This window comes from Desulfonatronum sp. SC1 (genome assembly GCF_003046795.1).
GTDB lineage: Bacteria > Desulfobacterota > Desulfovibrionia > Desulfovibrionales > Desulfonatronaceae > Desulfonatronum.
The window spans coordinates 1-409 of sequence record NZ_PZKN01000201.1 but is presented as its reverse complement, the minus strand read 5'-3'; the positions used below and the strand labels follow the sequence as shown (position 1 = coordinate 409).

The following is a 409-nucleotide window of genomic DNA, read 5'->3' as shown; positions in this document are numbered from 1 at the left end:
GCTCAGGATCACACTTCACATTAATGGAGAAATCGCCATCCAGTCCGGTAAGCAGAAACATCTTGCCACCAACTTTAAATACCAGTGTAACCTCATCAAATGGAAAATCTTCCGTTACTCCTGGCAGAGAAAGGCAATAGTTGCGTAACTCCTCGATATTCATAATCTGAAAATTAAATTAATTCAACCTATTCGGCCTGTGCTGTAAAGGCGTGCTGTATGTGATCAATATCCCATTCGGTTTCGTTGATTGGCATGCAGGTAACCACATCAAAACGTATTCGGTGGTCGATGCGATTCTGTTGCACAAAAGCATCAGTTGCCAATACCAGAAACCGAATCTTGGCAGGGGTAATGGACTCGCGTGGGTGCTCCCATTTAGTGCTGGTTCGGGTGCGCACTTCTACAA

Annotated in this window: 2 protein-coding genes; both read right to left on the bottom strand. The window is 44.7% G+C overall.

The window, feature by feature from the left end:
- Window positions 1-163 (bottom strand): MmcQ/YjbR family DNA-binding protein (locus C6366_RS21295; RefSeq protein WP_146164963.1); only part of this gene is annotated, 163 nt, incomplete at its 3' end.
- A 25-nt stretch (window positions 164-188) separates the two neighbouring features.
- The coding region (locus C6366_RS21290; protein WP_199221627.1) for a YraN family protein at window positions 189-409 on the bottom strand (221 nt) is incomplete at its 5' end.